This is a genomic window from Streptomyces sp. GS7 (genome assembly GCF_009834125.1).
Taxonomy (GTDB): Bacteria; Actinomycetota; Actinomycetes; order Streptomycetales; family Streptomycetaceae; genus Streptomyces.
The window spans coordinates 6,823,824-6,850,323 of the sequence record NZ_CP047146.1 but is presented as its reverse complement, the minus strand read 5'-3'; the positions used below and the strand labels follow the sequence as shown (position 1 = coordinate 6,850,323).

Below are 26,500 nucleotides of genomic sequence, written 5' to 3'. Positions count from 1 at the left end.
GCGGGCGAGATCGGCCGATCCCCTGTTGTGCTGTCCTAGGTCACGCTATGTTCTGACCTAGGACACGGATGTCTGAACCCCCGCGACGGGGGCAATCCGTCCGGGGGCATGGCCTTCAACTTCAAAGGAGTTGACAGCATGTCCAACGCTACAGCGAGGTTCTTAATCGCGCTGCTGCGCCTGCTCTTCCCGGCCCGTGGCTGCCAACGGTCGGCCAGCACGCCGCCCATCGCGTCGTGTGAGGACGACTCGACGGTCGCACTCCCCCGAGTCCCCGCTCGCCGACCGGAGTTGACGCTGCTGCGTGGTGAGGACGTCGCGTTCCTCCGTCCGTACGTCCTCACCCCCAAGGAGTGCCAGGAGCGGCGCTTGCAGCGTGGCCGGAGGCGGGCGTTGTGGCTCTGGACGCACGGCATCGATGCCGGGCCGCGTTGGATTCACGGTGTGGAGGTGACCGGCTGATGCCCAGTCTGAGCGGCCCCGTGCACCTGCCGGACCCGTACGGGAACCCTGAACCGGCGCCGGGGTGCGACGTCTGCCGGGAGCTGGTGAAGCAGCGAGCCGAAGCTCGGAAGCGCCAGGAGCACGGTCGCCCCGCTATGTGCACGGTCGAGATCGGGCAGCACCCCCACCCGAAGGCGGGCCGCAAATGAGCGCCTGGTGGCGGTCGTGCGACCGGGGAGAGCGAGCGTGGAACCAGCCTGCAAGGCAAGGGGAGTTGGGCGAGCAGCTTGATCTGCTGCGGACGGCACTCCAGGACCGTACCGCGTGGATGGATGGCCTCACGGAGCAGGATCTCGAAGAGATGCTGCGTGGTCTGCACGTGTGCATCGATGCCGTACAGGCAACAGGCAGTGATGCCCCGGAGCGTCCGGCGGGCACGTCATGAGGGCGCGTAAGAGGTCGCGGGAATGGACGCTCTTGGTCCATCCGGGGTGGCAGCAGAGGCACGTGGGGAAGTGCCAAATCTGCGGGGAGTTCTGCGTCGATACCGCAACGCCGGAGGAAGCTCGGGAGTGGTGTCTTGGGCACGCACGTGCCACTGGTGACGACCTCTTCGAGTTGACGGCGTTCGACTACTGCAGGGCTGTCTTCAGCGGCTGCCCGTCGGTGAACGGCACTCCGCCGACTTGGACCAGGGCGGGACTGACACCCACAACCCAGCCCCGCCCACCCCGCACGGCCGCGACCGCCCCCGGCAAGGCGCCGGTTGACGGTTCCGGCTACCGTCGACGGCGTAAGGAGGCCGGAGCGCCCGCCGGCGAGACCGTCGTGCCGGGAGCGTGCTACCGGCCGGCACGAGCCACCACAGGCCAGCGGGCGTCGCAGCGGTCCACGGCCTCATGGGTCGCCGTGGCCATAAGGACGGGGGAGGGGAAGCGTTGTCGCAGCGGATGAGGATGGACGGGGTCGGGCGGCGTTACGGGATGCGGGGACCATGGGTGTTGCGCGATGTGCAACTCGACGTTCCCGTAGGTGCGTTGCTGCGTATCGAGGGGACCAACGGGAGCGGTAAGTCCACGCTGCTGCGGCTGCTCGCCGGTATCGACCGGCCCACCGCCGGACGGATCACCGGACGCCCGCGTACCGCCTACGTACCCGAACGGTTCCCGGCGGCGCTGCCGTTCACGGCCGCCGGCTACCTCACCCACCTCGGCCGCGTTCACGGCCTGCGCACCCCGCAGGCCGCCCGCCGTGCCGCCGAGTGGCTCGAACGGTTCGGTGCGGCCGGGCACGCGCACACGCCGCTGGCCGAGCTGTCCAAGGGGACGAGCCAGAAGGTCGCGGTCGCCCAGGCGCTGCTCGCCGAGCCCGAACTCCTCGTCCTGGACGAGGCGTGGACCGGCCTGGACCGGGCCGCGCGCGGGCTTCTCGACCGCGCGGTCGCCGAGCGGGTCGCCGGCGGCGGCACCGTCGTCTTCGTCGATCACGATCCGCGCCGGCTGGCGGGCGCCGCGGATTCCGTACACCGCGTCGCGGACGGGCTGTTGCTGCCCCAGGAAGACGGTGCGGAGGAGCGGCGGGCGGCCCCGGTGGGCCCGCGGGTCGTCATCGAGGCGGAGGGGCCGCCGGAAAGCGTCCCGGGGAGCGCCGGGCCCCTGCCCGGGGCGCCGGACATCGTCCCCGGCCCCGGCGGTACGACCCGGCTGACGGTCCCGGCCGCCCACTCCGACGCGCTGCTGCGCGCCCTGCTCACCGCCCAACCCCCCTGGCACATCCGCGCGGTCACCGCCGCCGCGCCATCCCAGGGCACCGCCCACGAACCCCCGCACGACACCTCCCGGGCCGCCCAGCAGGCCACTCTCCAGGACACCCCTTACGAGGCCCCCCTCTCATGACCGCACTGCTCCGCTATCAGGCGGCCCTGCTCGTCCGCTCGCACCGCTGGCTGCCGCCGGTCATCGCCTACGCGGCGTTCCTGGCCATCGGGGTCCAGACCGGCGGCCCGATCCTGGACGCGTACGGCTATGCCGCCGCCGGTCTGCTGCCGGTCGCCGTCTGGCTCACCCGGGTCTGCGTCACCAACGAGCCGCCGGCCGCCCGCAATTGCGCCGCGGCGGCCACCACGCCCAGCCGGGTGCACCTCGCCTGCGTACTGACCGCGATCGGTGCCGCGCTGCTCCTCGCGCTCCTCGGTACGGCGTTTGTCGCCCTGTCGTCCGACCCGCGCTCCAGCGATCACCAGGTCGCCGTTCCGGTCCTGCCCGCGACCGGTGCCGGGCTGCTCACCGCGCTGACCTGCCTGCTGCCGGGCGTCGCGACCGGTGCGCTGTGCAACTGGCCCGTGCTCCGCCGCCCCGGCTGGGGCGTCCCCGTCGGGCTGGTCGCCGCCCTGCTGCTCCTCGTCCTGAGCGGCTCGCCCGCCAACGCCGCGCTGACGGGCATGATCACCGGTTCCGAGCACGGCACGGTCACCGCCCCCTGGATGCCGTTCGCCGCCGCCCTCCTGGGGGCGGCCGGTGCCACCGCCGCTTCCTGCACACTGAGTGCGCGCCGCGGCTGACCCGCCGCCTCGGGGGTCCGGCACAGCCTCCGCCCCGGCCGTCGGACACGGCCCGCGCGCAGAGGCCCGGGCAGGGAAGGAGAGGGCAGGGCCCGGCCGGGCAGGGACCGGTCAGGCCCGTTCGGTGCGCCTCTGCGGTCCGTCATGCTCCCGGGCACGCCGCCGCCGGGTAAGCGTTCCGCGCGGCGGCGTAGGCTCGCCCCATGGCGGGCACCGACGAGCACCAGGATGAGCGGGACAGCGCTTCCAGCACCTCAGCCGGCGTGGAGTCCCCCGGCGTCCCGGGTGCCGCGGTGGGACGGGAGGGGACCGCCGCGCCCTCCGAGGGCGGCTGCTACGCCGATGCGCGCCCGGATGCCGAGCCCGCGGCCGTGCGGGGGAGCGCCGTCGGCCCGCCCGCCGCGGACTCCGGGCAGTCCTTCGCCGACTGCGTGCAGTGCCGTCGGCCGACCGAACACCCGGTCTCCCGCCCCGGCATCGTCCTGTGCCCGGTGTGCGAATGGCAGGAGGCCCAGCGCTCGGCTTGCTCCGGCTAGCGCGGACTGCTTCCGATCCGGCCGTCGTCTCCGACCGGGCAGCGCACCCGATCCGGCCATCGGCGCTCCGCCGGGCCGAGGCGCCCGGTGCCCGGGCGGCCGACGGGGCCGAGCCGAAGCGCGCCCGGCGCCGCGCCCTGTCGCGTCGACTCCGCACGCCCTGCCAACTCCGCACGCGGGAAACGGGAACGGAGCGTCGCCCGTTACGGCACCAACGTCCCGGCGTCCCGGGCCAGTGCCGTCAGGCGGGAGATGGCGCGGAAGTACTTCTTCCGGTAGCCGCCGCGCAGCATCTCGTCGCTGAACAGCTCGTCGAAGGGCTTGCCGGAGGCCAGCACCGGCACCTCCCGGTCGTAGAGCCGGTCGGCGAGGACCACCAGGCGCAGCGCGGTGGACTGGTCCGGCACCGCCTGGACGTCGGTCAGGCAGACCGCCGCGATGCCGTCGCACATCGCGCCGTAGCGGCTGGGGTGCACCTTGGACAGATGCTCCAGGAGGGCGGGGAAGTCGTCGAGCGAGGCGCCGGGGGTGCGGTGCGCCGCGCGGGTCACGGTCTCGTCGTCGTACGGGGCGGGTGCCTCGGGCAGGCCGCGGTGGCGGTAGTCCTCGCCGTCGATGCGCAGCGGGCGGAACTGGGCCGACAGCCCCTGGATCTCGCGCAGGAAGTCGGCCGCCGCGAACCGGCCCTCGCCGAGCTTGCCCGGCAGGGTGTTGGAGGTGGCGGCGAGGGCGACGCCGGCGTCCACCAGCTTGCCGAGGAGGGTGGAGACCAGCACCGTGTCGCCCGGGTCGTCGAGTTCGAACTCGTCGATGCACAGCAGCCGGTGGCTGCTGAGGGTCCGTATGGTCTGCTGGAAGCCGAGCGCGCCGACCAGGTTCGTCAGCTCCACGAAGGTGCCGAACGCCTTGAGTTCGGGGGCCGCGGGGGTCGCGTGCCACAAGGAGGCGAGCAGGTGGGTCTTGCCGACGCCGTAGCCGCCGTCCAGATAGACGCCGCGCGGGCCCTGGGGGGCGGCGGGCTTCTTGGGGCTCCTGGAGAACCAGCGGCGCCTTCCGCCGCCGATCGCGGTCGCGCCGCACTCGATGCTCGCGGCGAAGGCGCTCAGCGTCCGGACGGCCTCGGCCTGGCTGGCCTGGTTCGGGTCCGGTATGTAGGTGTCGAAGCGGGCGCCCTGGAAGCGCGGCGGCGGCACCATCTCGGCAACCAGGCGGTCGGCCGGTACGTGCGGTGCGCGGGCGGTGAGCGCGGCGGGGGCCGCGGCAGTGTCCCCGTTGGCCGGGGTGCCGGCTATCGGGGAGGGCTGCGGGGAGGACGAGGGCTGGGAAGGTGACACGGCTGTCCAGCCTAGTCGCTGTGCGGGACCGCCCGGACCGGTGAGCGAGGCATGTCACACTGCGGCCATGCGACGCCTGTTCCCCCTCCCCGCCCTGCCCGCACCGGCCTGTGAGGCCGGCGACGCCCTTGCGGAGGCGGTGCCGCAGGCGCCCCCCGAGCCGGGCATTGTCCGCGACTGGACGGTCGACCGCGAGTGGGCGCTGGACGAGCTGGCCGATGCCTATGCGTATCCGGAGGCGGGCGATCCGGTGCGGTCCGGCCGGGCCGGGTGGCTGCGCGCGAACATGGTGTCCTCCCTGGACGGCGCGGCTCATCACGAGGGGCGTTCGCAGCCGCTCTCCGGAGCCGCGGACATGCGGATCTTCGGAGTGCTACGGAGCCTCGCGGACGCGGTGGTGGTGGGTGCGGAAACGGTCCGGCAGGAGGGCTACCGGCCCGCCCGCGCCCGGGACGCCTTCGCCGCACGGCGAGCCGCCGCGGGCCAGGGACCGGCCCCGGCGATCGCGGTGGTGAGCGCGGGCCTCGGGCTGGACTTCTCGCTGCCGCTGTTCACCGAGCCGCTGGTGCCCACCCTGGTGCTGACCGGCGCCGGCGCCCCGGAGGACCGGGTGCGCGCGGCCCGTGCCGCGGGCGCCGAGGTGCTGTTCGCGGGAGAGGGGACGGGCGTCGACCCGGAGCGGGTGACCGGGGTGCTGGCCGAGCGGGGGCACACCCGGCTGCTGACGGAGGGCGGGCCGCGGCTCCTCGGGCAGTTCGCCGCGGCCGGGGCGCTGGACGAGATGTGCCTGTCGCTGGCCCCGGTGGTGGCGGTGGGCGACGCGTCGCGGATCATGGACGGTCCCGCGGTCGCGGTTCCCGGGCGGTTCGCTCTGGCGTCCGTGCTGGAGGAGGCCGGGTTCCTGTTCACCCGTTACCGTCGGTCCTGACAAACAGCGGAATTGTCTGTTCCGCTTAGCTTCGGCTGGGCACACTAAAAGCCGACAGGTCCCGTGTGGCGACGGGGCAGGATGGTTTCTGTGGGCTCCGTGCCATGCGGCGCCCGGGAGAGAAGAAGGGCGTCCGTCGTGTTCACGAGCGTATTGATGATCGAGAAGCCTCTGACGCCCACCGACGTCGAGTTTGTGACCACACTGCACGGCGATGACCAGGTCTCTTTCGTGGTCCTCATGCAGCCGCGCGGCAAACAGGACGTCCTGTTGCGGGCGATCGACGATGTCGCCCTGGGGGAGTTCGAGGACGCCGTTCACGAAGGCGCGGAGCCGGGGGGCGCCAACGCCGAGGTCCCTGCCGAGCGCGCCCTGGCGCACACCCTGGCCCAGCTGCGCGCCGCCGGCGCCGAGGCCCTTGGGCAGGTGGTCCAGGACCACCCGCTGGACCTGTTGAAATCCGTCGTCGACGAGACCGGCGCGGACGAGGTGATCGTGCTGACCGCCCCGCACTTCGTCGAGGAGTTCTTCCACCGCGACTGGGCCTCCCGCGCCCGGCACAAGGTGGGCGTCCCGGTCCTGAAACTGTTCTCGCACGCGGCCGACGACCAGCCGGAGGCGGACGGCGGCGCCTGACCCCCCGGTGGGAGCGCCGCGCCCGCCGCGACCGACTCGTCAACCTCGCGTCAGCCGCTCACTCAAATGGATTGCTTGGAGCGCGCCCATGGCCCGAATCGGTGCGTTCCTGGTCAGAAAGCGCCATCTGAGGAAAGCCGGAACGAGACGAGGGATCGCCATGGCGGAGCAGCGGGAGTCGAACCCGGGCCGGGAGCGCGGACGCGAGCGGGACGGCGACGAGGGCACGGAGCGCGGCGAGGAGGCGGGGCGCACGGCCGCCGCGGAGAACGAGAAGCCGAAGTCCGCGGCGGACCGGGCGTACAAGGGCCGGGCGTCCGGCGAGCCCGGCCTGTTCCCCACCTTCTCGCACCGCGACGACTAGAGCCTGCCCGGTGGGTCAGGCTGCAGGGCCTTTCCGACGCTGACCCACCCGACAGACCCCAGGGCCGTTCCGACCCCGGCCCACCGGACGCGAGCCGGGGCGGCTCGCCCCCCGACGGACGGGTCGCCCGCCCGGCCCGCGTCACCCCGCTTCGCCCCGCACCGTCAAGTCCGGGAGCCGAGGCGGGAGTTCAGTCGCCCGTCCCGTACCTCCGCGATCTCGTCCACCGCGTCCAGATGTGCCCGGTCGTGGGTGACCAGCACCGTCGCGGTGGCCCGCTGGCGGGTGAGGGTGGTCAGCAGGTCGAGGACGGCGGCGCCCCGTTCGTGGTCCAGGGCGCTGGTCGGCTCGTCGACGAGCAGCACCGCGGGCTCGTTCATCAGGGCCCGCGCGATGTTGACCCGCTGCCGCTGGCCGCCGGACAGCTGGTGCGGCCGGCGGTCGGCCTGGTCCGCCAGGCCGACCGCCGCCAGCAGCTCCAGCGCACGGGACCGGGCCTTGCGGGGCGAACGGCCGTCAAGATGGGCCATCACCTGGAGCTGTTCCGCGGCCGTCAGCGAGGGCAGCAGATTCGGCTGCTGGAAGACCGTTCCGATGGTCGTCCGGCGCAGCGCCGTCAGCTCGGCGCGGCCCAGGCCCGCGGTGTCCGTGCCGTCGACCACCACCCGTCCGCTGTCCGGCGTGATCAGCGTCGCGGCGACCGCCAGCAGGCTGGACTTGCCGGACCCGGACGGCCCGATCACCGCCGTCATGCTGCCCGCCGGTACGGCCAGGGAGACCGCGTCCAGCGCGGTCAGCCGGCCGTCGCCGTCGGGGTAGGTGAGGGTGACATCGGTCAGTTCGAGGCTCATCGGGCACTTCCCAGGGCGGTCAGCGGGTCTACGGACGTGATGCGGCGGATGGACAGCGCGGCGCCGACGGCACCCAGCGCGATCATGATCAGGGCCGGGATCAGCACGGTGGACGGGTCGAGGACGAACGGCACGGTGCCGCCGACCGCGGCGCCGACCCCGGCCGCCACGGCGGTGCCGAGGCCCGTACCGAGCGTCAGCAGGACGACGGCCTGTCCGAGCGCGTCCCGCAGCAGCGAACCGGTCGAGGCGCCGAGCGCCTTGAGGACCGCGACGTCGCCGCTGCGCTGGATCGTCCAGACCGTGAAGAACGCGCCGATGACCAGCGCCGAGATGGCGAACAGGAAGCCGCGCATCAGCTGGAGCGAGCCGTTCTCGGCGCTGTACGAGCCGATGGCCTGGAGGGCGTCGTCCGCCGTCACCGTCCGGGTGCCGAGCCGTGTGTCGGCTCCGGCCAGACCGGACGTCCCGGTGGTGGAGAGGGCGAGGACGGTCGCGCCCCCGGAGCCCGCGTCCCCGCCGGGGCTCCCGGCCAGCCGCTGCCAGTCGCCGAGCGAGGTCCACACGACCGGGGTGTGGCTGTACATCGCCGCCCCGGACACCGCCGCGACGCTGACCGTGCGGCCGCCCAGGGCGAGCCGGTCCCCGGCCCGTACACCGAGGGCGTCGGCGGCCTTGCGGGACAGGACGGCGGTACCGTCGCGGACCGCCCCCGGGGACGGCGCCAGGTGCGAGCCGGGCCGTACGCCGAAGACGGACACCGCCGCCGTCCGGCCGCCGTCCGCCGCGGCCTTGGCCGTGGCGATCCCCAGCGGGTCGGCGCTGCGCACGCCGGGCACCCGGGCCCAGTCCCGTACCGTCCGCTCCGGCAGCCGGGAGTCGGCGAACGACAGCGAGCCGCCCTCGGGCGGGGCGGCGAAGACCAGGTGGTCGGCGGGCAGCGCGGTGATCGCCGAGGTGTTCTCCCGGCCCAGGCCCGCCGTCAGGCCGGACAGCAGACCCACCAGCACCGTGATCAGCACGATGACGGTGCCCATGAGGGCGAACCGGCCCTTGGCGAATCTCAGGTCTCTCCAGGCGACGAACACAGGCTTTGCCATCCTCGGGTCCACGGCGCCGGGCCCGCTTGCCCGGCTGTCGTCCCCACCGTCGCCCGCCGGCGGGGTACCGGGCATCGCGCCGAGGAGTGGTTCGCGGCCGTCGAAAGGTGCGGCCCGGCCTCCACCTTTGGATGCCGGTGGTCCACCTTTCGATTGATGCCGGGCGCCGGGCCGGCGCTTAGCCTGAAGAGGCCGTGACTGAAGAAGCCGGGACCGACCACTCCCTCACCCCCGTCCTGCGCGCCCTGCGCCTCTGCCTCCATCTGATGGTGGCCGCGCTGCTCGGGCTCGCCGCCGTACGCGCCGTGGCCGACCGGTCGGCCGCCGCCCCGGCCGTCATCGCCACCGCCGTCGTGCTGCTCGCGCTGTACGTCCTCGGCCCGGCACTGCCCCGGGTGCGCACGTCCTCCCGGGCCGCCGTGCTCTGGCTGGCCGCGGTCGTCCTGGTATGGATGGTGCTGCTGGCGCTCACCCCGGACGGCGTCTGGCTGGCCTTCCCGCTCTACTTCGTCCAGCTGCACCTGCTGCCGCTGCGCTGGGCGCTGCCCGCCGTCGCCTCCAGTACGGCCCTCGCCATCGCCGGCTTCGCCTGGCACACCCACTCGCTCAGCGTCGGCACGGTCATCGGCCCCGTCCTGGGCGCGGCCGTCGCGGTCGCCGTCGTCCTCGGCTACCAGGCCCTCTATCGGGAGAGCGAGCAGCGCCGCCGCCTCATCGAGGAGCTCACCGAGGCCCGCAGCGAACTGGCCGCCGCCGAACGGGCCGCCGGTGTGCTCGCCGAACGGGAGCGGCTGGCCCGCGAGATCCACGACACCCTCGCCCAGGGCCTGTCCAGCATCCAGCTGCTGCTGAGGGCCGCCGAGCGCGCCATCCCGGAGCGGCCCGAAACCGCCCTCGGCCATGTCCGGCAGGCCCGTACGGCCGCCGTCGACAACCTCGCCGAGGCGCGCCGCTTCGTGCGCGCGCTGAGCCCGCCGGACCTGGAGGCCGGGTCGCTGCCCGCCGCTCTGGAGCGGCTGTGCGCCGCCACCGCCCGCACGTCCGGCCTCGCCGTGCACTGCCAGGTCTCCGGCGCTCCCACCGCCCTGCCCACCCCGCACGAGGTCGCCCTGCTGCGCATCGCCCAGTCCGCGCTCGCCAACACCGTCCGGCACGCCGCCGCCCGGCGCGTCGAGCTGACCCTCAGCTACATGGACACCGAGGTCGCACTGGACGTCGTCGACGACGGCGCCGGGTTCGTGCCCTCCGAGGTGCCGCCGCCCGGCTCCGACGCGGCCGCCGGCACCGGCTTCGGGCTGGCCGCGATGCGCGCGCGGGCCCGCGCCCTCCAGGGGACCCTCGCCGTGGAGTCCGCCCCCGGGGAGGGCACCGCCCTCGCCGTCACCCTGCCCTGCCCCGCCGCCACCTCTGCCCAGGAGGCCGCCCTGTGACCACGACCGGCGCCCCCGTCCGGCTGCTGCTCGCCGACGACCACCCCGTCGTACGGGCCGGGCTGCGCGCCGTCCTGGAGACCGAACCGGACTTCACGATCGCCGCGGACGTCCCGACCGCCGAAGCGGCCGTGGACCTCGTCGGCCGGCTGGAGGTCGACGTGGTCCTGATGGACCTCCAGTTCGGCGGTCGGATGCTCGGCGCCCAGGCCACCGCCGAGATCACCGCCCGCCCCGGTGCGCCCCGCGTGCTGGTCCTGACCACGTACGACAGCGACGCCGACATCCTCGCCGCGATCGAGGCGGGCGCCACCGGCTACCTCCTCAAGGACGCCCCGCCCGAGGAGCTGGCCGCCGCGGTCCGCACCGCCGCCGCCGGGAAGTCCGCGCTGGCCCCCACCATCGCGCTGCGCCTGATGGACCGGATGCGCACCCCGGCCACCGCGCTCTCCCGGCGCGAGACCGAGGTGCTGCAGCTGGTCGCCGACGGCCTGTCGAACGCGAAGATCAGCAAGCAGCTCTTCCTCAGCCAGGCGACCGTCAAATCCCACCTCGTCCACATCTACGCCAAGCTGGGTGTCGACTCCCGTACGGCCGCGGTCGCCGCCGCCACCGCCCGCGGCCTGATCCGCCGCTGAGCCGGTCCGGCCCCCGCGGCGGGCCCGGCCGCGGTCCTCGGACCGGCGCTGTCGGTGCCGGGTGCGAGAATCGTCGACAGCACGACGACACCACGCACGACAGCACCACCGCACGCGACGCTCGACGATCAGGGAGATCCACCCATGGCACCCGCCATCCCAGCCTCGATGGACCGGCCGCACTTCATCGGCATCGGCGGAGCCGGCATGTCGGGCATCGCCAAGATCCTCGCGCAGCGCGGCGCCCGGGTGGCGGGCAGCGACGCCAAGGACTCCGCCACGGCCCAGGCCCTGCGCGACCTCGGCGCCACCGTCCACATCGGGCACGCCGCCGAACACCTCGCCCCGGACGCCACCAGCGTCGTCGTCTCCTCCGCGATCCGCGCCGACAACCCTGAGCTGGCCGCCGCCCGGCAGCGCGGCATCCCCGTCGTCCACCGCTCCGACGCCCTCGCCGCCCTCATGGACGGCCTGCGTCCCATCGCCGTCGCCGGCACCCACGGCAAGACCACGACGACGTCCATGCTCGCCGTCTCCCTCGGCGCCCTCGGCCTGAAGCCGTCGTACGCCATCGGCGGCGACCTCGACGCCCCGGGTTCCAACGCCGAGCACGGCAGCGGCCGGATCTTCGTCGCCGAGGCCGACGAGAGCGACCGCAGCTTCCACAAGTACGCCCCCGAGGTCGCCATCGTCCTCAACGTCGAGCTGGACCACCACGCCAACTACGCCTCGATGGACGAGATCTACGAGTCCTTCGAGACGTTCGTGGGCCGCATCCGCCCCGGCGGCACCCTCGTCATCGCCGCCGACCACCCCGGCGCCCGCGAGCTGACCGCCAGGGTCGCCGGCCGCCACGACATCGAGGTCGTCACCTACGGCGAGTCCAAGGACGCGGACGTCCGCATCCTCCAGATCACCCCGCACGGCCTCGCCAGCGACGTCACCGTCACCCTCACCAGCGGCAAGATCCTCACCTTCACCGTCTCCGTCCCCGGCCGGCACTACGCCCACAACGCCGTCGCCGCCCTGGCCGCCGGAGTCGCCCTCGACCTGCCGCCGCACACCCTCGCCGACGCCCTCGGCAAGTACACCGGCGTCAAGCGCCGCCTCCAGCTCAAGGGCGAGGCCGCCGGCGTCCAGGTCATCGACTCCTACGCCCACCACCCCACCGAGATGACCGCCGACCTGGAGGCCATCCGCGGCGCCACCCAGGAGGACGGCGGCCGGATCCTCGTCGTCTTCCAGCCGCACCTCTTCTCCCGCACCCAGGAACTCGGCACGGAGATGGGCCAGGCGCTGGCCCTCGCCGACGCCTCCGTCGTCCTGGACATCTATCCCGCCCGCGAGGACCCGATCCCCGGCGTCACCAGCACCCTGATCATCGACGCCGCACGGGCCGCCGGCGCCGCGGTCACCCCCGAGAGCGACAAGGGCGCGATCCCGGACCTGATCGCCGGAATGGCGAAGCCCGGTGACCTTGTTCTCACCATGGGCGCGGGCGATGTGACCGACCTCGGCCCCGCCATCCTGACCCGCCTGGGCAGCTGAGCTGAGGAGGCACCCCAGATGTCGTACGAGATCGACAAGCCCGACGAGCAGTGGCGCGCCGAGCTGACCCCCGCCGAATACCAGGTCCTGCGCCAGGCCGGCACCGAGCCCGCCTTCGTCGGCGAGTACACCGACACCAAGACCGCCGGTGTCTACTCCTGCCGGGCCTGCGGCGCGGAACTGTTCCGCTCCGACACCAAGTTCGAGAGCCACTGCGGCTGGCCCTCCTTCTACGACCCCAAGGACTCCGACGCCGTCGAACTCCTGGAGGACCGCAGCCACGGCATGGCCCGCACCGAGGTCCGCTGCGCCCGCTGCGGCTCCCACCTCGGCCATGTCTTCGAGGGGGAGGGCTACCCGACCCCGACGGACCAGCGGTACTGCATCAACTCGATCTCGCTGCGGTTGGCCCCGGACGAGGGCTGAGCGGGCCGGCGGCGAACGAAGCTGTGGTCGGCCGGGAGCGGCGGGCGTAAGGCGCGTGTGTCGGAGGCAAGGCCCGGTGGTCCTGGGGGAGTCGGCGTGCCCCGGTCCGTGGTGCCCGCCGGCCGGTGTGATCCGCTGAGGCGGTGCGGCCCGCTCGCCGGGAGGAGCGGGCGCAGTGGGGCGACCACACCGCCCGCGCGATCCACAGGCGCCCGTTTTCGCCTTGCCTCACCCGGCCATGATGATCCAACCGCATTGCCGGCGGGCCGAGTTGACGATGTCTTCTCCTGCTCCGGGGCCGGCGGGGCGGTGTGCGCCGCGCCGGGGGAGCGGGCCGGTCACCCCGTCGCCGCCGGTACCGTCACCGCCGTCAGCACCAGGCCCGACCCGATCAGCCACCGGCCGCTGAACTCGTCCAGCCGCCGGCCGTCGACGACCGGGCCGGGGACGAGGAGGCGGGCGGTGAACGTGGCGTCGGTCGGGTCGAGGGTCAGCCGGGCCTCCTCGAAGCCCAGCCAGCGGCCGGTGAGCGGGTACCACGCCTTGTAGACGCTCTCCTTGGCGCTGAAGACCAGCCGGTCCCAGGAGACCTCCGGCTGGTGGGTGGCGAGCCGGGCGATCTGGTCGCGCTCCTCGGGGAGCGACACCAGGTCGAGGACGCCGGGGTCGTCGATGGGCTCGTTCGGCTCCGCGTCCAGGCCCAGCGCGCGGACGTCCGCCGCGCGGGCCACCGCCGCGGCGCGGTAGCCGGTGCAGTGGGTCATCGCGCCGACCACGCCGGCCGGCCAGCGCGGGGCGCGGCCCGGCCCGGGGAGCACCGGGGCCGGCGCGACACCGAAGGCGGCCAGCGCCCGGCGGGCGCAGTTGCGTACGGTGCCGAACTCCCGCTGGCGATGGGGAACGGCGTTCGCGACCAGGGCCCGCTCCTCCGGGTACATCTCCTCCACCGGGTCGTCGTGGAAGGACTCGGCGGCGGATATCGGGGCGGGCAGCAGCTTCTCGATCACGCAGGGACTCCGGTGGTCGCGACGGGGAGGATCTGGACCGGGCGGCCGGGGGAGCCGGAGCGGCGCCGCCATTCGCGAGGGTAGCCCAGTGACACCTCCTGGTGCGGCACACCGTCCGAGATGATCAGGCGGGGGATGTGCAGGTGCCCGTAGACGACGGACGCGGCGCGGAAGCGGCGGGGCCAGTCGGCGGTGGCCTCGGTGCCGCACCACAGGGCGAACTCCGGATACCACAGGGGCCGGGTGGGTTCGCGGACCAGCGGCCAGTGGTTGACGAGAATGGTCGCGGCATCCTCGGGGAGGGCGGCGAGCCGGGCCTCCGTCTCCGCCAGCCGGGCCCGGCACCACGCCTCGCGCGTCGGATAGGGGTCGGGGTGGAGGAAGTACTCGTCGGTGCAGATCACCCCGGCCTTCTCGGCGAGGGCCAGCGCCTTCTCCTTGGTGTCCGCCCCCGGCATCCGGAAGGTGTAGTCGTAGAGCAGGAACAGCGGCGCGATGACGACCGGGCCGCCGGCGCCCTCCCAGACCGGATAGGGGTCCTCGGGGGTGAGGACGCCCAACTCCCGGCAGATCCCGACCAGATGCTCGTAGCGGGCCACCCCGCGCAGCTGTACGGGGTCCTTGGCGGGGGTCCACAGCTCGTGGTTGCCCGGCACCCACACCACCTTGGCGAACCGTTCGCTCAGCAGGGTGAGCGCCCAGCGGATATCGGCTTCGTACTCCCCGACGTCCCCGGCGACCAGCAGCCAGTCCTCGTCGGACTCCGGCCGTAAACGCTCGACGATGTCGCGGTTCTCCTCGTACCGGACGTGCAGGTCGCTGACGGCGACCAGCCGGCCCTCCCGGGACGCGGGGGCCGGCCTGATGGTGGCGTGCTCGGCGCCGGGGGCGAAGGTGCGGATCTCGTAGGTCACCTCAGAAGTAAAGACGGTGACGCGGGGAGAGTGAAGCGCGGCCCGGCCTCCGGGGGAGGATGCCGCGGGGCCGTCATGGGGCCGTCACCGGCCCGTCACCGTCCCCCGGGGCGGGGGCGCCGCCGCGGCGGATGCGGGTGGCGAGCCAGAGGTCGAAGCGGTCGTCGGGGTCGTCGAGGCGGCGCCCGGTGAGGTCCATGGCCTTGTCCAGGCGGTTGCGCACGGTGTGGCGGTGCACGCCGAGGCGGCGGCTGGTGGCGTCCCAGGCGCCGCCGGTCTCCAGCCAGGCGGCGAGCGTCGCGATCAGCTCCGCGCCGTTGTCCGCCAGGTCCAGCGGGCCCAGCACGGCATCGGCGTAGCCGTGCAGCGTACGGCGGTCGCCCAGGTCCAGCAGGAGCCGGGCGGCCTCGCTCTGCCGGGCCTCCGCGGGCCGGCCGCTGCTCCGGCTGACGGCGAGCAGCCCGGTCGCCTGGCGCAGCGACACCCGCACCGCCTCCGGCGCGGCGGCCGGGCCGATGCCCGCCGGGCAGTGCGGGGCGAACCGGTCGAGCACCGCGTGGATGTCCAGTTCCTCGCCCACCACCGCCTCGATGACCGGGCCCGGTACCGACGCCGGGCCGGCGGCCACCCGGACCAGCCCGCCGGGCATCGCCAGCGCCAGATCGGCGGCCGTCTCCTGTGCGGCGCCCTCGGCCGCCCCGGCCTCTGGCGGCGGGCCGCCGGGCCGCGCCCCCGGCGGCGCGGCCTCCACCACGACCCCCCGCACCCGTTCCGCGGTCAGGCCCGCCGAGGCGAGCAGGTCCCGGGCCCGGTCCGCCGGCAGGTCCTCGTCCGCCAGCAGTTCCGACAGCAGCGCCGACCGGCGCCGCCGCTCCGGCTCGTCGCGCAGATGGCGCCGCTCCAGCTCCAGGGAAAGCAGCGAGATCAGCCCCGGGACGACGGAGCGGGCGGCGTCGTCCGGGCGGCCGGTGAGCAGCAGCAGCCCGCGCAGCCGGCGGGCGCCCAGCGGCTGCACCTCCAGCTGCTGCCCGCCGGCGGTGCTCGACGCGCTGCCGCGCAGCCCGCGGGCGGCGACCCGCTCTATCAGATCGCGGGCCTGCGCCAGCGGTGCCCGCGCCGCCGGCTCACCGGCCGCCAGCTGCCGCCCCAGCGGGTCCAGGACGGTCGCGCCGACACCGGTGGCGGCGGTCCACTCCTCCAGCATCGGCTGCAGCCCGTCGCTGGTCGCCGCCGCGGCCGTCAGCCGCCGCTGGGTGGCGAACGCCCGGTGCAGCACCTCGCGCTGCTCGTCGGCGCGGGCGTCGAAGACCGCCTTGGTGACGGCGATGAACGGCACCTCGTCCGGCACCGTCAGCAGCGGCAGGCCGGCTTCCCTGGCCGCCGTGACCAGTGGCTCCGGAGCCGCCTCGTACGGGAGCCCCTGCCCGAGCCCGAGCGCCAGGCAGGCCGCGCCCCCCTCGGCCACGTCCCGGACGTACGCCCGGCAGGCCGCCGGTTCCATCGGCAGCAGCAGGCCGATGGTCATCAGCAGCTCACCGCCCTGGAGCCACTTCCCCGGGGCCGGCAGATCGGACACGGTCGCGGCCTCGACGGTGCGCGCCAGCAGCTCCGGCGGTACGTCGTAGGCCACCGCCAGATGCAGGCCGGGCCGGTCCAGCAGGTCCGAGATTCGCAGAGGCATGGACATAGTGTCCATCACATAGGGAGGGGATGGACGATCCGGCGCGGCGTGGAGTGCTCGCCGCCGGGTGCGCGGGCGCTACTCCGCGACATCCACATCCACCGCCGCCTCCACCACCGTCACCGACTCCGCCGCCAGCCGCAGCACCCCGTCGCCGTCCGGAAGCCGGGGCTCCGGCCAGCCCGCCAGCGCCCGGAACGCCGGCGTCCGGGCCGCCGCCGTCCGGGCCGCCCCGGCGACCGGTACGGCGGCCGTACCGGTCGCCGCGAGGTTGACCGCCAGCGCGAGCGGGCCGCGGCGCAGCAGCAGCCAGCGGGCCTCCTCGTCGTAGGTGACCCGGGTGCGGGCCGGATCCGGGTCGGTCAGCGCGGGATGGTCGCGGCGCAGCGCGAGCAGGGTGCGGTACCAGGCCAGCAGCGCGGCGTGCGGCGCGGCGGCGGGCTCGGTCCAGTCCAGGACGCAGCGGTCGCGGGTGGCCGGATCCTGCGGGTCCGGCCAGTCGGCGGCGGGGCCGCCCCCCTTGGCTGCCGCGCCGCCCTCCTGGGCGGCGAACTCCCGCCGCCGCCCGGCCCGTACGGCCTCCGCCAGCTCCGGGTCCGTGTGGTCGGTGAAGTACTGCCAGGGCGTACGCGCCCCCCACTCCTCGCCCATGAACAGCATCGGCGTGAACGGTGCGCACGCCACCAGCGCGGCGCCGCAGGCGAGCAGTCCGGGGGAGAGGTGGGCGGTGAGCCGGTCGCCGAGCGCGCGGTTGCCGATCTGGTCGTGGGTCTGGGCGTAGCCGAGCAGCCGGTACGGCGGCGTCGCCCGCAGGTCGAGCGGTGCGCCGTGGGCCCGGCCGCGGAAGCCGGAGTAGCTGCCGTCGTGGAAGAAGCCGCCGGTCAGCGTCTTGGCGAGGGCGGCGAGCGGGGCGCGCGCGAAGTCCGCGTAATAGCCGTGCGATTCGCCGGTCAGCGCGGTGTGCAGGGCGTGGTGGAAGTCGTCGTTCCACTGGGCGTGCAGGCCGTGCCCGCCGTTGGTACGCGGTGCGGTGGTGCGCGGATCGTTGAGGTCGGACTCGGCGACCAGGAACAGCGGACGGCGCAGATGCCCCGCCAGCGCGTCCACGGCGGCGGACAGTTCGGCCAGGAAGTGCCGGGCGCGGCCGTCGTGCAGGGCGTGCACGGCGTCCAGCCGGAGCCCGTCGACGCGGTAGTCGCGCAGCCAGCCCAGCGCGCTGCCGACGAGGTAGCGGCGCACCTCGTCGGAGCCGGGGGCGTCCAGATTGACCGCCGCGCCCCACGGGGTGTGGTGGGTGCCGGTGAAGTACGGCCCGAATTCCGGGAGATGGTTGCCGGACGGGCCGAGGTGGTTGTGGACCACGTCGAGGACGACGCCGAGGCCGTGGCCGTGCGCCGCGTCCACGAAGCGCTTGAGGCCGTCCGGTCCGCCGTACGGCTCGTGCACCGCCCAGGGGGCGATCCCGTCGTAGCCCCACCCGTGGGTGCCGGGGAACGGGCAGACCGGCATCAGGGAGACATGGGTGATGCCCAGGCCGGCGAGGTGGCCGAGGCGGGCCGCGGCGGCGTCGAAGGTGCCCTCGGGGGTGAACGTCCCGATGTGCAGCTCGTAGAGGACCGCGCCGGGCAGCGGGCGGCCGGGCCAGGGATGCCGCCAGGCGAACCGGCCGTGCTCGACGACCGCGCCGGGCCCGCCGGGGCCGTCCGGCAGCCGGGCGGCCCGCGGGTCGGGGCGCGGCGGGCCGCCGTCGATCCGGAAGGCGTAGCGGTCGCCGTGCCGGGCCGGCGCCTCGGCGCGCCACCAGCCGGCGCGGCCGGCCTCGCGCGCCAACGGGACGGCCGGTTCGGCGGACCGGTCACCCGCCCACTGGAGAGCGACCCGCCCGGCGTCCGGCGCCCACACCTCGAACAGCACGGCTGTCCTCCTTCGTTCGCTCCCGGCCGGGAACGCCCCGGCCCCCACGACGAAAGCACGTCGCCGCGCCGCCCGACAGTGCGACGTGGCGCGGCGGGCCGGTATCGGGCCGGTGCGCTGGGCCGTTCCGGCGAGCCGCGCCGCGGCCCCGCCGCGACCGCCGCCGCCCACCGCACCCACATCGCCTGGACACCGGCTCAACGGGACCGGAGAATCACGGTATGACTTCGCTCCAGTTCCCCGCGCGGCCCTCGGACGCCGACCGGGAACGCGCCCTTGAGCTGCTGCGTGACGGCGCGGCGCAGGGACGGCTGTCCCAGGACACCTTTCTCCGGCGGCTGGAACTCGTCCTGTCCGCCCAGCAGCAGTCCGAACTTTCCCTGGCCACCGCCGACTTGGAGAGCCGCGGCAAGATCCAGGGCGTGGTGCTGCGGATGGTCGGCCGGGTGTCGGCGTTCCACATCCGGGTGCGCAGGGCATGGCGTACGGAGCGGCTGCCGAAGCTGATGCTGCCGGAGCCCGGTCCCTTCCCGCTGCTGATCGGACGGGCGCCGGGCGTCGGGCTGCGGCTCAACCACGAGACCGTCTCCCGCAACCACGCCGAACTGCGCAGCGAGGGCAAGGGCTGGATGCTGCGCGACCTCGGCTCCACCAACGGCACCTGCGTCAACGGGCGCCGGGTGGTGGGCGAGATACCGGTCGGGCCGGGCGACCACATCCGCTTCGGGCAGGTGGACTACGTCCTGACGGAGCGTTGAGGGACCGCCCGGACCGTCCGGACCGGCCGCCCGACCAGAGCCCGTCCGGTGGGCCGGGGTCGGAAAGGCCCTAGGCTCCCCGACCCGTTCCCTCGCCCTCCGGTCCCGCCGGCAGGCACCAGGCGCCCTCGCCCCGCACCGGCCGGTCCCCCGACGGGGCGGACGTCCAGACCCCTTCCCCGTGCGTCAGCCCCGGCAGCGCCGCCTCACAGGCCCGCACCCGGCGCGCCGGGACCACCCCGCCGACCAGCCACATCGGCCGCCCCCCTGAGGTCTCGGCGGAGGTCTCACCTATCTCCGCGCCCAGCGCCCCCAGCCGCGCGGCCACCGGGGCGAGCGCGTCGAACGGCAGCTCCGCCTCGAACGCGTGGTACGGCTCGTGGATCCGGGTGCCCGCACGGCCAAGTGCCCGCAGCAGGACGGCGGACGTGACCGTACGGAAGTGCCCCGCGACGCTCACCGGCCCGACGAATCCGGAACGGGTCAGCACCACCCGGCAGTCGGTCACCGCCAGCCCCCGCGGCCCGCGCCGAAGCGTCGCCAGGGCGGTCTCCTCGACGGCCTGGTGGAAGCCGTGCGGCAGCGCGCCCAGTTCGGTCTCGTACGCGAACACCGGGCCGGAGCCGCGGGGGCCCGGCTCGACCCGCAGGCCGACGGTCGCCCACGGCCCGGTGTGGCCGCGCCGGGCGATCTCGTGGCACGCCTCGCCGGTCCCGCACGGCCGCTCGAAGCACACCACCCGGCTCGGCGCGAACTCCGCCTCGACGCCGTACTCCTGAAGCAGCGTCGCCGCGATGATCTCCTTCTGCACCTCGCCGTGCAGCAGCAGCGAGGTCGCGCCGCCGTCCGCGGGCCGCGCCTGGAGCAGCGGGTCCTGGTCGGCGAGGGCCAGCAGCGCGGCTCGCAGCGCGGCGGCGCGCGCCGGGTTCCGGGCCCGGACGAGGGTCTCCAGGGTGGGCGCGGCGAAGAGGCCGAGGTCACCCTGCCCGCCGGACCGGGCGTCGCCCCCACGGCCACCGGCGCCGGAGTCCGGGAGCGGCGTCCCGAGCCGGTCGCCGGTCCGGATGCCGGGCAGTCCGCGCAGTACCGCGATGTTGCCCGCGGTGAGCGGCCCGCCGTCTCCCGGCGGCCGGCCGACGACGTCGAGTCCGGTGATCCGCCCGGCCAGCGCCGTGCTGCCGCCGTCCGCGGTGCGGCGGTGCAGCACGACCCGCTGCCGCGGCCGCAACTCGCCCTCGTACAGCCGGACATGGGCCGTCCGCTCGCCGCCCGGCGGCTGCCGCACGGCGAACACGGTGCCGCGTGGCCCGCCGCCGGACCGCACCGGCGCCGGCGGGATCAGCCCGGCCATGCCCGCGATCAGCGCGTCGACGCCCTGCCCGCCGAGCGCCGACCCGAAGTACACCGGGTGCAGCGAGCCGTCCGCGGTCCGGGCGGCCAGCGCGGCGCGCAGCTGCCCGGCGGACGGCGCCCCGCCGTCGACCAGCCGCGCCAGCACCGCGTCGTCCGCCTCCGCGACCACCTCGGCGATCCGCTCGCGGACCAGCGGGTCGGTCAGCGGGTGCGCGCTCGCGCGCGCCCGGGGAGTGCCGAGCCCGGTCACGGCCGTCATCGGGACGGCGACCGGGGCGAGGCCGCGGCGGATGTCCGCCAGCAGCGCGTCGCCCCGGGCGCCGACCCGGTCGATCTTGTTGACGAAGAGCAGTGTCGGCAGCCGCAGCCGCCGCAGCGTCCTCATCAGCAGCCGCGTTCCGGCCTGTACGCCCTCCACGGCGGACAGCACCAGCACGGCGCCGTCGAGCACCCCGAGGGCGCGTTCGACCTCGGCGATGAAGTCGGCGTGGCCAGGGGTGTCGATGAGGTTGATCTGCACGTCGCCGGCGGTGAAGGAGGCGACGGCGGAGCGGATGGTGATACCGCGCTGCCGCTCCAGGTCACCGGTGTCCGTACGGGTGTCGCCGGCGTCCACGCTGCCGAGCCGCTCGATGGCGCCGCTGTCGAACAGCAGCCGCTCGGTCAGACTGGTCTTACCCGCGTCGACGTGGGCCAGGATCCCGATGTTCAGGGTGTGCGAAGGCGAAAGGGCCATGGAAGGTGGATTCCTCGAGAACTGTCGTCCGGCTGGGGCGATGAGTAGTTCCGAGGAATCGGCGCATTCCGGGCTCCTTGGTCAGGGGATACGGGCGTACGGGCCGATGGTGCCAGCCGTACGCCCGGACGCAACCGAATTAGTCCGTGACGGGCCCGCGGCCCGCGCCCGCCCGTGGCCTCAGTGCTGGTGCAGCCCCCGCCCCGCCAGCGTCAGAAACGCCTCGCCGACCGCCTCCGACAGCGTCGGATGGGCGTGGATGTGCTGGGCGACGTCCGCCGGCTCGGCGTCCCAGGCCACGATCAGCTGGCTCTGCGCGATCATCTCCGAGACCTGCGGCCCCACCAGATGGACGCCCAGCACCGCACCGGTGGCCTCGCCGCCCGCCCCGTCCGCCGCCGCGATCACCTTCACCATGCCGCCCTGACCGTGCACCATGCCCTTCGCGGTGGCGGTCAGCGGCAACGTGTTGACCTTGATCTCCAGCCCTCTGGCGCGCGCGTCGGCCTCGGTCAGCCCCACCGACGCGGTCTGCGGGCTGGAGTACGTCACCCGGGGCACCGCCGCGTAGTCCACCGGCCGCGACGGGATGCCCGCCAGCGTCTCGGCGACCAGCAGCCCCTCGGCGAACGAGGCGTGCGCCAGGCCGGGCGACGGCGGCGGCAGCAGATCGCCCACCACGTGGATGCCCGGCACGGCGGTCTCCAGCCGCGACCAGTCCGCCGGCGGAACGAAGCCCCGCTCGTCCGCCGTCAGTCCGGCCGCCGCCAGATCGAGCCCGTCGGTCACCGGGACCCGGCCGACCGCGACCAGCAACCGCTCGGCCTCCAGGACCAGTTCCGTCCCCTCGGGTGTGCGGACGGTGGCCCGTATCCCGTCCGGCAGCAGCTCCGTACGGGTCAGCGTCGACCCCGTACGGACCGCGATGCCGCGCTTCTTCAGCCCGCGGGCGAGATGCCGGCCGACGTCCGCGTCCTCCAGCGGCAGCAGCCGGCCAGCCGCCTCGACGAGGGTGACCTCGGCGCCCATCGAGCGGTGGAAGGACGCGTACTCGACGCCGATCGCGCCACCGCCCAGGACCAGCACCGACCCCGGCAGCCCCGGGGCGAACAGCGCGTCGTCGCTGGTCACCACCCTCCGCCCGTCGGCCGCCAGGCCCGGCAGCATCCGGGGCCGGGAGCCGGTCGCCAGGACGGTCCCGCGCCGGGCGGTGAACGAGCCGCCTTCGGTCCCGTCGACGGCCACCGAACGCGGCCCGGTCAGCCGCGCCGTACCGCGCACCACCCGCACCCCGGCCTGCGCCAAGTGCCCTGCCACGCCTCGGTGGTTGCGGGCCACGATGTCGTCCCGGGTGGCGGTCAGCGCGTCCCAGTCCACCGCGTCCAGGGTGGCCTTCACCCCCCACCGCGCACCCGCCTCCGCGATACCGTCCACCAGCTCCGCGGCGTGCAGCATCGCCTTGCTGGGGATGCAGCCGCGGTGCAGGCAGGTGCCGCCGACCAGGTCGCGTTCGGCGAGCACCACCCGCAGGCCGAGCGCGGCGGCCCGCAGCGCGGTGCTGTAGCCGCCGGTCCCGCCGCCGATGACGACGACATCCGTGACCTCCGCCGCACCCCGCGCGGCCGACTCCCGGTACGTGCCCAAGTCCGTGTTCATGTCCCTCAGCCTCCGCCCGCCTGGGCGGATGAGTCCAAGGCAATGTTTGTATGGGGGCGATGAGCGGTGTGCATGGGCGCCGTCGGGGGAGTTCAGGGGGAGGGCCGGTGAGCCTGCGGCAGATGGAATACCTGGTGGCGGTCGTCGAGGAGGACTCCTTCACCCGCGCCGCCGAGGCGCTGCACGTCACCCAGTCCGCGCTCTCCCACCAGATCAAGGCGCTGGAACGGGAGGTCGGCGGCCCGCTGCTGGAGCGGATGACCCGCGGCGTGCGGCTGACCGCGATGGGCCGGGCCTACTTCCCGCATGCCGAACTCGCCGTCCGCAGCGCCCGGCAGGCCCGCCGCGCCGCGCTGGCGGCGGGCGGCGCGGAGAGCGGCGAACTCCACATCGCGACGGTGCACGCCCAGGCCGTCGGGGTGCTCCCGGAGGTCTGCGCGCGCTGGGCCCGGCGGCGCCCCGGCGTCCGCCTGGTGCTCCACGAATACGCCACCACCGGCGAGCTGTCCGAGCAGATGGCGCGCGGCGTCGCCGACATGGCGCTCGGACCGCGGCCCGTGGACTGGCCGGGGCCGGTCACCGTCGTCGGCCGGGAGCGGATGGTGCTGGTCGTGCCGCACGACGATCCGCTCGCCGGCCGGGCCTCCGTACGCCTGGCCGATCTGGCGGACCGCTCCTGGGTGCGGTGCGGTCTGGAACCGGTGGTGGACGGGCGGCGCTGGCTGGACCGGGAGTGCGAACGGGCCGGTTTCACCCCGCGCACCGCGGTCCGCACCCAGCACACCTCGACCGCCGTCCGGATGGCCTCGGCCGGCGTCGGGGTGCTGCTCACGGCCTCCCACGAACTCGCCGGCCTGGACTGCGTCCGGATCCCCACGGACCCGCCCTGGCGCCGCGAGATCACCGTCTTCTCGCGGGTGGAACTGACCGGCGCGGCAGCGGAGTTCACCGAACTGCTGAAGGATCGCGGCGACCGGGACGACAGCTGAAGCACCATCAGTCGCGCGCCCCCTGCTCCTCCCGTACGAGCAGCGCCACCGGCCAGCCCGCCAGCAGCTCCTGCACCGCCACCGCGGCCCCGCCCTCCAGCGCGCGGCCGGTCAGCAGCTCGCGCCAGGTGCCGCCGGGCGGCAGCCGCAGCACCGTGTCCCACCAGCCGCCGGTCTCCACCATCCGCAGCGACAGCCGGGTCACCGCCGTCACCACACGCCCGCCGCGCGCGAAGGCCACGCAGTGCTCCGCCGCCGGGCCCTCCGCGGTCAGCGGCTCGTACGGCGCGGCGGCGCCGAACCACTCCGGATGGTCGCGCCGCAGCCGCAGCGCGGCCGTCGTCAGCCGCAGCTTCTCGGCCGACAGGTCGCCCGGTGCGACACCCCCGCCCGGTCCGTCCGGTCCGCCCGGTCCGTCCGGCGGCTCGGGCCAGAACCGCGCCGGCTGCCGGTTGTCCGGGTCGACCAGCGCCGCGTACTCCCGCTCGGTGCCCTGATAGAGGTCGGGGACACCGGGCATGGTCAGGTGCAGCAGCGTCGCCCCCAGGACGTTCGCCCGGACGAACGGGGCGAGTTCGGCATCCAGCGCGGCCAGTGCGGCGGCCGCCGGGCCGCACGGCCCGCCGCGGACGAACTCCGCCACCGCCTCCTCGTACGCCGCGTCCGGCTCCGTCCAGGACGTCCGCAACCCGGCCTCCCGTACGGCCTTGAGGACCGCGGGCGCCACCCGGCCGCAACCGTCGCCGGGCGCCTGGGCCGCCGGGCCCCCGGCGGCCGGCGACCCCAGCCCGAACGCGGTCTGCCAGGCCGTCCACGCCGCCATCGGATCCACCGGAAGCGCGTCCTGTGCGAGCTGGCTCCCGTCGCCCACCTCGCCCAGCACATCGCGCCAGCGGTCCGGGCACTCGGAGAGCACCGCGATCCGCGCCCGCACATCGGCACTGCGCTTGGTGTCGTGCGTGGAGAGCACCGTGCCGCTCGCCGGCCAGTCCCGCTGGATCCGCGCGCAGTACTCGTGGAACGTCCCGGGGCCCAGCGCGGGTTCCCCCGGATCGCCGCCGACCTCGCAGGCCGACAGCAGCACCGGATAGCGGTAGAAGGCGGTGTCCTCAACGGACTTGGCGTGCAGCGCGGACGCGGTCTGGGCGAACCGCACCGCGAAGTCCGCGATGTCCGCGGCGTTTTCGGTCTCCGCGATGCCTTCATCGGCCGCGGCGTTCGCGGTGTCCGGGTCCTCCCCGGCGCCGGCGCGGAAGCGCCCCAGCGCCAGATCGCGGACCAGGTCCACCGCCGCGGCCTCCTCCGGTACCCGGAACGCGGTCCGCGCCCGCTCGGCCGCCGCGTCCAGCATCGCCGCGTCCGCCGCCGCCCGCGCGGCATCCGCGCCCTGCGCCGCGTACGGCCGGTAGACCGGCAGCCGCACCAGCAGTTCGCGGATCGCCCGGCGCAGCGCCCACGGCGCATGGTCGCCCGGCCGCGGTGCCCGGTCGCTGATCCGGACCGCGGTGCGCACCAGCCGCGCCACCTCCGCGGCCAGATCGTGCGTCACCACCTCGTAGGCGGCCCGGCGCACCGTCTCCTCCCAGTCGCCGCCCTCGTCGGCAAGCGGGGTGACGAAGTCCCGGTAGTGCGAGAACAGCCGCCCGGCGCCCTGCGGGCAGACGAACAGCCCGTCGATGTGCCGCAGCGCGTCATAGCCCGTGGTCCCCGCGCACGCCCAGCCGTCCGGCAGCCGCTCGGCACCGGTCAGGATCTTCTCCACCACCGTCCAGCGCCCGCCGGTGCGCTCCCGCAGTCGCGCCAGATAGCCGGCGGGGTCCGCCAGCCCGTCCGGGTGGTCGATCCGCAGCCCCTCGATGACGCCCTCGCGCAGCAGCCGCAGCACCGTGCCGTGCGTCGCCTCGAAGACCTCGGGGTCCTCGACCCGGACCCCGATCAGCTCCGAAATGGTGAAGAAGCGGCGGTAGTTGAGTTCGGTGCGGGCCAGCCGCCACCACGCCAACCGGTACCACTGCGCCTCCAGCAGCCGCCCCATCGGCAGCCGCTCGGTCCCGGGCCGCAGCGGAAAGGCGTGCCCCCGGTAGCGCAGCACCCGCCCTTCGACCGCGAACCGCCCCAGCTCGTCGCCGATCCGCCCTTCCAGTACGGGCAGCAGCAGCCGCTGCCGGTGCCCGCCGTCCCAGTCGATGTCGAACCAGCGCGCGTACGGCGACGCCGGTCCGTCGCGCAGCACCTCCCACAGCGGGCCGTTCAGCGACACCGGCGCGGGCACCGCCATGTGGTTCGGCACGATGTCGGCGACCAGCCCGAGGCCGTGCGCCCGGGCCGTCGCCGCCAGCGCCCGCAGGCCCTCCTCACCGCCCAGTTCGGCCCGGACCACCGTGTGGTCGGTCACGTCGTAGCCGTGCGCGGACCCCGGCACCGCCTCCAGCACCGGCGACAGGTGCAGATGCGACACCCCGAGCCCGGCGAGATACGGGACGGCCCGCTCGGCGGCGGCGAACGGGAAGTCCGGCTGGAGCTGCAGCCGGTAGGTGGCGGTCGGCGACGGACTCGTGGGCTGCGTCATGGGAACACCCGTACCCCGCTGGCGGCTCGTTGTGTCATCGTGTTGCGTCATCTCGGGCCGCCCCGCATGTCATGTGTTCGTCCACACCAGGGGCCGGCGGCGCCGTGGATCTTCGTACGTCCCGCCCG

Annotated in this window: 25 protein-coding genes; 15 read left to right on the top strand and 10 right to left on the bottom strand. The window is 74.8% G+C overall.

Annotated elements, in window-relative coordinates:
• The first annotated feature begins 138 nt into the window (after nucleotides 1-138).
• The 6 genes from GR130_RS29785 to GR130_RS29770 all read left to right on the top strand — a co-directional run bounded on the left by GR130_RS29785 (nucleotide 139) and on the right by GR130_RS29770 (nucleotide 3,540).
• On the top strand, nucleotides 139-462 hold the full coding sequence (locus GR130_RS29785) for a hypothetical protein (protein WP_159507576.1): 324 nt from the start codon (nucleotides 139-141) through the stop codon (nucleotides 460-462).
• 256 nt (nucleotides 463-718) lie between these two features.
• On the top strand, nucleotides 719-889 hold the full coding sequence (locus tag GR130_RS29780; RefSeq protein ID WP_236573641.1) for a hypothetical protein: 171 nt from the start codon (nucleotides 719-721) through the stop codon (nucleotides 887-889).
• Nucleotides 886-1,398 carry a DUF7848 domain-containing protein gene (locus GR130_RS42095; protein ID WP_443043690.1) on the top strand — a complete coding sequence of 171 codons (513 nt, stop codon included), beginning with the start codon at nucleotides 886-888 and terminating at the stop codon, nucleotides 1,396-1,398. The genes GR130_RS29780 and GR130_RS42095 overlap by 4 nt, the downstream gene beginning before the upstream one ends.
• Nucleotides 1,395-2,339, top strand: a complete 945-nt coding sequence (locus GR130_RS40040; RefSeq protein ID WP_201305233.1) for an ABC transporter ATP-binding protein — start codon at nucleotides 1,395-1,397, stop codon at nucleotides 2,337-2,339. Before GR130_RS42095 ends, GR130_RS40040 begins: the two co-directional genes overlap by 4 nt.
• Nucleotides 2,336-3,004, top strand: a complete 669-nt coding sequence (locus GR130_RS40035) for an ABC transporter (protein ID WP_201305043.1) — start codon at nucleotides 2,336-2,338, stop codon at nucleotides 3,002-3,004. Before GR130_RS40040 ends, GR130_RS40035 begins: the two co-directional genes overlap by 4 nt.
• Nucleotides 3,005-3,207: 203 nt before the next feature.
• Entirely contained in the window at nucleotides 3,208-3,540 is a 333-nt protein-coding gene (locus tag GR130_RS29770) for a hypothetical protein (RefSeq protein ID WP_159507574.1), read from the top strand.
• A gap of 203 nt (nucleotides 3,541-3,743) precedes the next feature.
• Here the strand turns inward: GR130_RS29770 and zapE are convergent, their stop codons facing one another.
• The gene (gene zapE, locus GR130_RS29765; protein WP_201305042.1) at nucleotides 3,744-4,874 is read right to left on the bottom strand and encodes a cell division protein ZapE; all 1,131 of its coding nucleotides are present in this window, start codon (nucleotides 4,872-4,874) and stop codon (nucleotides 3,744-3,746) included.
• 67 nt (nucleotides 4,875-4,941) lie between these two features.
• Between zapE and GR130_RS29760 the strand changes: the two genes are divergently transcribed.
• The 3 genes from GR130_RS29760 (at nucleotide 4,942) to GR130_RS29750 (ending at nucleotide 6,802) form a co-directional block, all read left to right on the top strand.
• Nucleotides 4,942-5,802: a pyrimidine reductase family protein gene (locus GR130_RS29760; RefSeq protein WP_159507573.1), complete on the top strand. Its 861-nt coding sequence runs from the start codon at nucleotides 4,942-4,944 to the stop codon at nucleotides 5,800-5,802.
• Nucleotides 5,803-5,958: 156 nt separating this feature from the next.
• Nucleotides 5,959-6,438 (top strand): indole-3-glycerol phosphate synthase, encoded by a 480-nt coding sequence (locus tag GR130_RS29755; protein ID WP_159507572.1) that lies wholly within the window; start codon nucleotides 5,959-5,961, stop codon nucleotides 6,436-6,438.
• A 160-nt stretch (nucleotides 6,439-6,598) separates the two neighbouring features.
• On the top strand, nucleotides 6,599-6,802 hold the full coding sequence (locus tag GR130_RS29750; protein WP_159507571.1) for a hypothetical protein: 204 nt from the start codon (nucleotides 6,599-6,601) through the stop codon (nucleotides 6,800-6,802).
• A 164-nt stretch (nucleotides 6,803-6,966) separates the two neighbouring features.
• Here the strand turns inward: GR130_RS29750 and GR130_RS29745 are convergent, their stop codons facing one another.
• Both GR130_RS29745 and GR130_RS29740 read right to left on the bottom strand, forming a co-directional pair.
• Entirely contained in the window at nucleotides 6,967-7,653 is a 687-nt protein-coding gene (locus GR130_RS29745) for an ABC transporter ATP-binding protein (protein WP_159507570.1), read from the bottom strand.
• Nucleotides 7,650-8,741 carry an ABC transporter permease gene (locus GR130_RS29740; RefSeq protein ID WP_159510300.1) on the bottom strand — a complete coding sequence of 364 codons (1,092 nt, stop codon included), beginning with the start codon at nucleotides 8,739-8,741 and terminating at the stop codon, nucleotides 7,650-7,652. The genes GR130_RS29745 and GR130_RS29740 overlap by 4 nt, the downstream gene beginning before the upstream one ends.
• Before the next feature lie 206 nt (nucleotides 8,742-8,947).
• Here GR130_RS29740 and GR130_RS29735 point away from each other — a divergent pair, with 206 nt between their 5' ends.
• From GR130_RS29735 to msrB, 4 genes are all read left to right on the top strand, one after another.
• The gene (locus GR130_RS29735) at nucleotides 8,948-10,183 is read left to right on the top strand and encodes a sensor histidine kinase (RefSeq protein ID WP_159507569.1); all 1,236 of its coding nucleotides are present in this window, start codon (nucleotides 8,948-8,950) and stop codon (nucleotides 10,181-10,183) included.
• Entirely contained in the window at nucleotides 10,180-10,821 is a 642-nt protein-coding gene (locus tag GR130_RS29730; protein ID WP_159507568.1) for a response regulator, read from the top strand. Before GR130_RS29735 ends, GR130_RS29730 begins: the two co-directional genes overlap by 4 nt.
• A 144-nt stretch (nucleotides 10,822-10,965) precedes the next feature.
• Nucleotides 10,966-12,369, top strand: coding sequence for a UDP-N-acetylmuramate--L-alanine ligase (gene murC / locus GR130_RS29725; protein WP_159507567.1), 1,404 nt, complete (start codon nucleotides 10,966-10,968; stop codon nucleotides 12,367-12,369).
• Between the two features lie 18 nt (nucleotides 12,370-12,387).
• Nucleotides 12,388-12,795 (top strand): peptide-methionine (R)-S-oxide reductase MsrB, encoded by a 408-nt coding sequence (gene msrB, locus GR130_RS29720; RefSeq protein ID WP_159507566.1) that lies wholly within the window; start codon nucleotides 12,388-12,390, stop codon nucleotides 12,793-12,795.
• Between the two features lie 338 nt (nucleotides 12,796-13,133).
• On the opposite strand, the gene GR130_RS29715 is transcribed toward msrB, so the two are convergent.
• The 4 genes from GR130_RS29715 to treZ form a co-directional block, all read right to left on the bottom strand.
• Nucleotides 13,134-13,802 carry a 4'-phosphopantetheinyl transferase family protein gene (locus tag GR130_RS29715; RefSeq protein WP_159507565.1) on the bottom strand — a complete coding sequence of 223 codons (669 nt, stop codon included), beginning with the start codon at nucleotides 13,800-13,802 and terminating at the stop codon, nucleotides 13,134-13,136.
• Nucleotides 13,799-14,716, bottom strand: a complete 918-nt coding sequence (locus tag GR130_RS29710) for a metallophosphoesterase family protein (RefSeq protein ID WP_159507564.1) — start codon at nucleotides 14,714-14,716, stop codon at nucleotides 13,799-13,801. The genes GR130_RS29715 and GR130_RS29710 overlap by 4 nt, the downstream gene beginning before the upstream one ends.
• A 73-nt stretch (nucleotides 14,717-14,789) precedes the next feature.
• A complete protein-coding gene (locus GR130_RS29705; RefSeq protein ID WP_159507563.1) occupies nucleotides 14,790-16,397 on the bottom strand; it encodes a PucR family transcriptional regulator in 1,608 nt (535 codons plus the stop codon).
• A 78-nt stretch (nucleotides 16,398-16,475) separates the two neighbouring features.
• On the bottom strand, nucleotides 16,476-18,359 hold the full coding sequence (gene treZ / locus GR130_RS29700; RefSeq protein WP_159507562.1) for a malto-oligosyltrehalose trehalohydrolase: 1,884 nt from the start codon (nucleotides 18,357-18,359) through the stop codon (nucleotides 16,476-16,478).
• 173 nt (nucleotides 18,360-18,532) lie between these two features.
• Here treZ and GR130_RS29695 point away from each other — a divergent pair, with 173 nt between their 5' ends.
• Nucleotides 18,533-19,069, top strand: a complete 537-nt coding sequence (locus GR130_RS29695; RefSeq protein WP_159507561.1) for a DUF1707 and FHA domain-containing protein — start codon at nucleotides 18,533-18,535, stop codon at nucleotides 19,067-19,069.
• A gap of 70 nt (nucleotides 19,070-19,139) precedes the next feature.
• Here the strand turns inward: GR130_RS29695 and otr(A) are convergent, their stop codons facing one another.
• Complete coding sequence (gene otr(A) / locus GR130_RS29690) at nucleotides 19,140-21,158, bottom strand: tetracycline resistance ribosomal protection protein Otr(A) (protein WP_159507560.1); 2,019 nt, start codon at nucleotides 21,156-21,158, stop codon at nucleotides 19,140-19,142.
• A gap of 180 nt (nucleotides 21,159-21,338) precedes the next feature.
• Nucleotides 21,339-22,814, bottom strand: a complete 1,476-nt coding sequence (lpdA, locus tag GR130_RS29685; protein WP_159507559.1) for a dihydrolipoyl dehydrogenase — start codon at nucleotides 22,812-22,814, stop codon at nucleotides 21,339-21,341.
• A 107-nt stretch (nucleotides 22,815-22,921) separates the two neighbouring features.
• Between lpdA and GR130_RS29680 the strand changes: the two genes are divergently transcribed.
• Nucleotides 22,922-23,803 (top strand): LysR family transcriptional regulator, encoded by an 882-nt coding sequence (locus GR130_RS29680; protein ID WP_159507558.1) that lies wholly within the window; start codon nucleotides 22,922-22,924, stop codon nucleotides 23,801-23,803.
• 7 nt (nucleotides 23,804-23,810) lie between these two features.
• Here the strand turns inward: GR130_RS29680 and treY are convergent, their stop codons facing one another.
• On the bottom strand, nucleotides 23,811-26,372 hold the full coding sequence (treY, locus tag GR130_RS29675) for a malto-oligosyltrehalose synthase (RefSeq protein WP_159507557.1): 2,562 nt from the start codon (nucleotides 26,370-26,372) through the stop codon (nucleotides 23,811-23,813).
• Nucleotides 26,373-26,500: the final 128 nt, after the last annotated feature.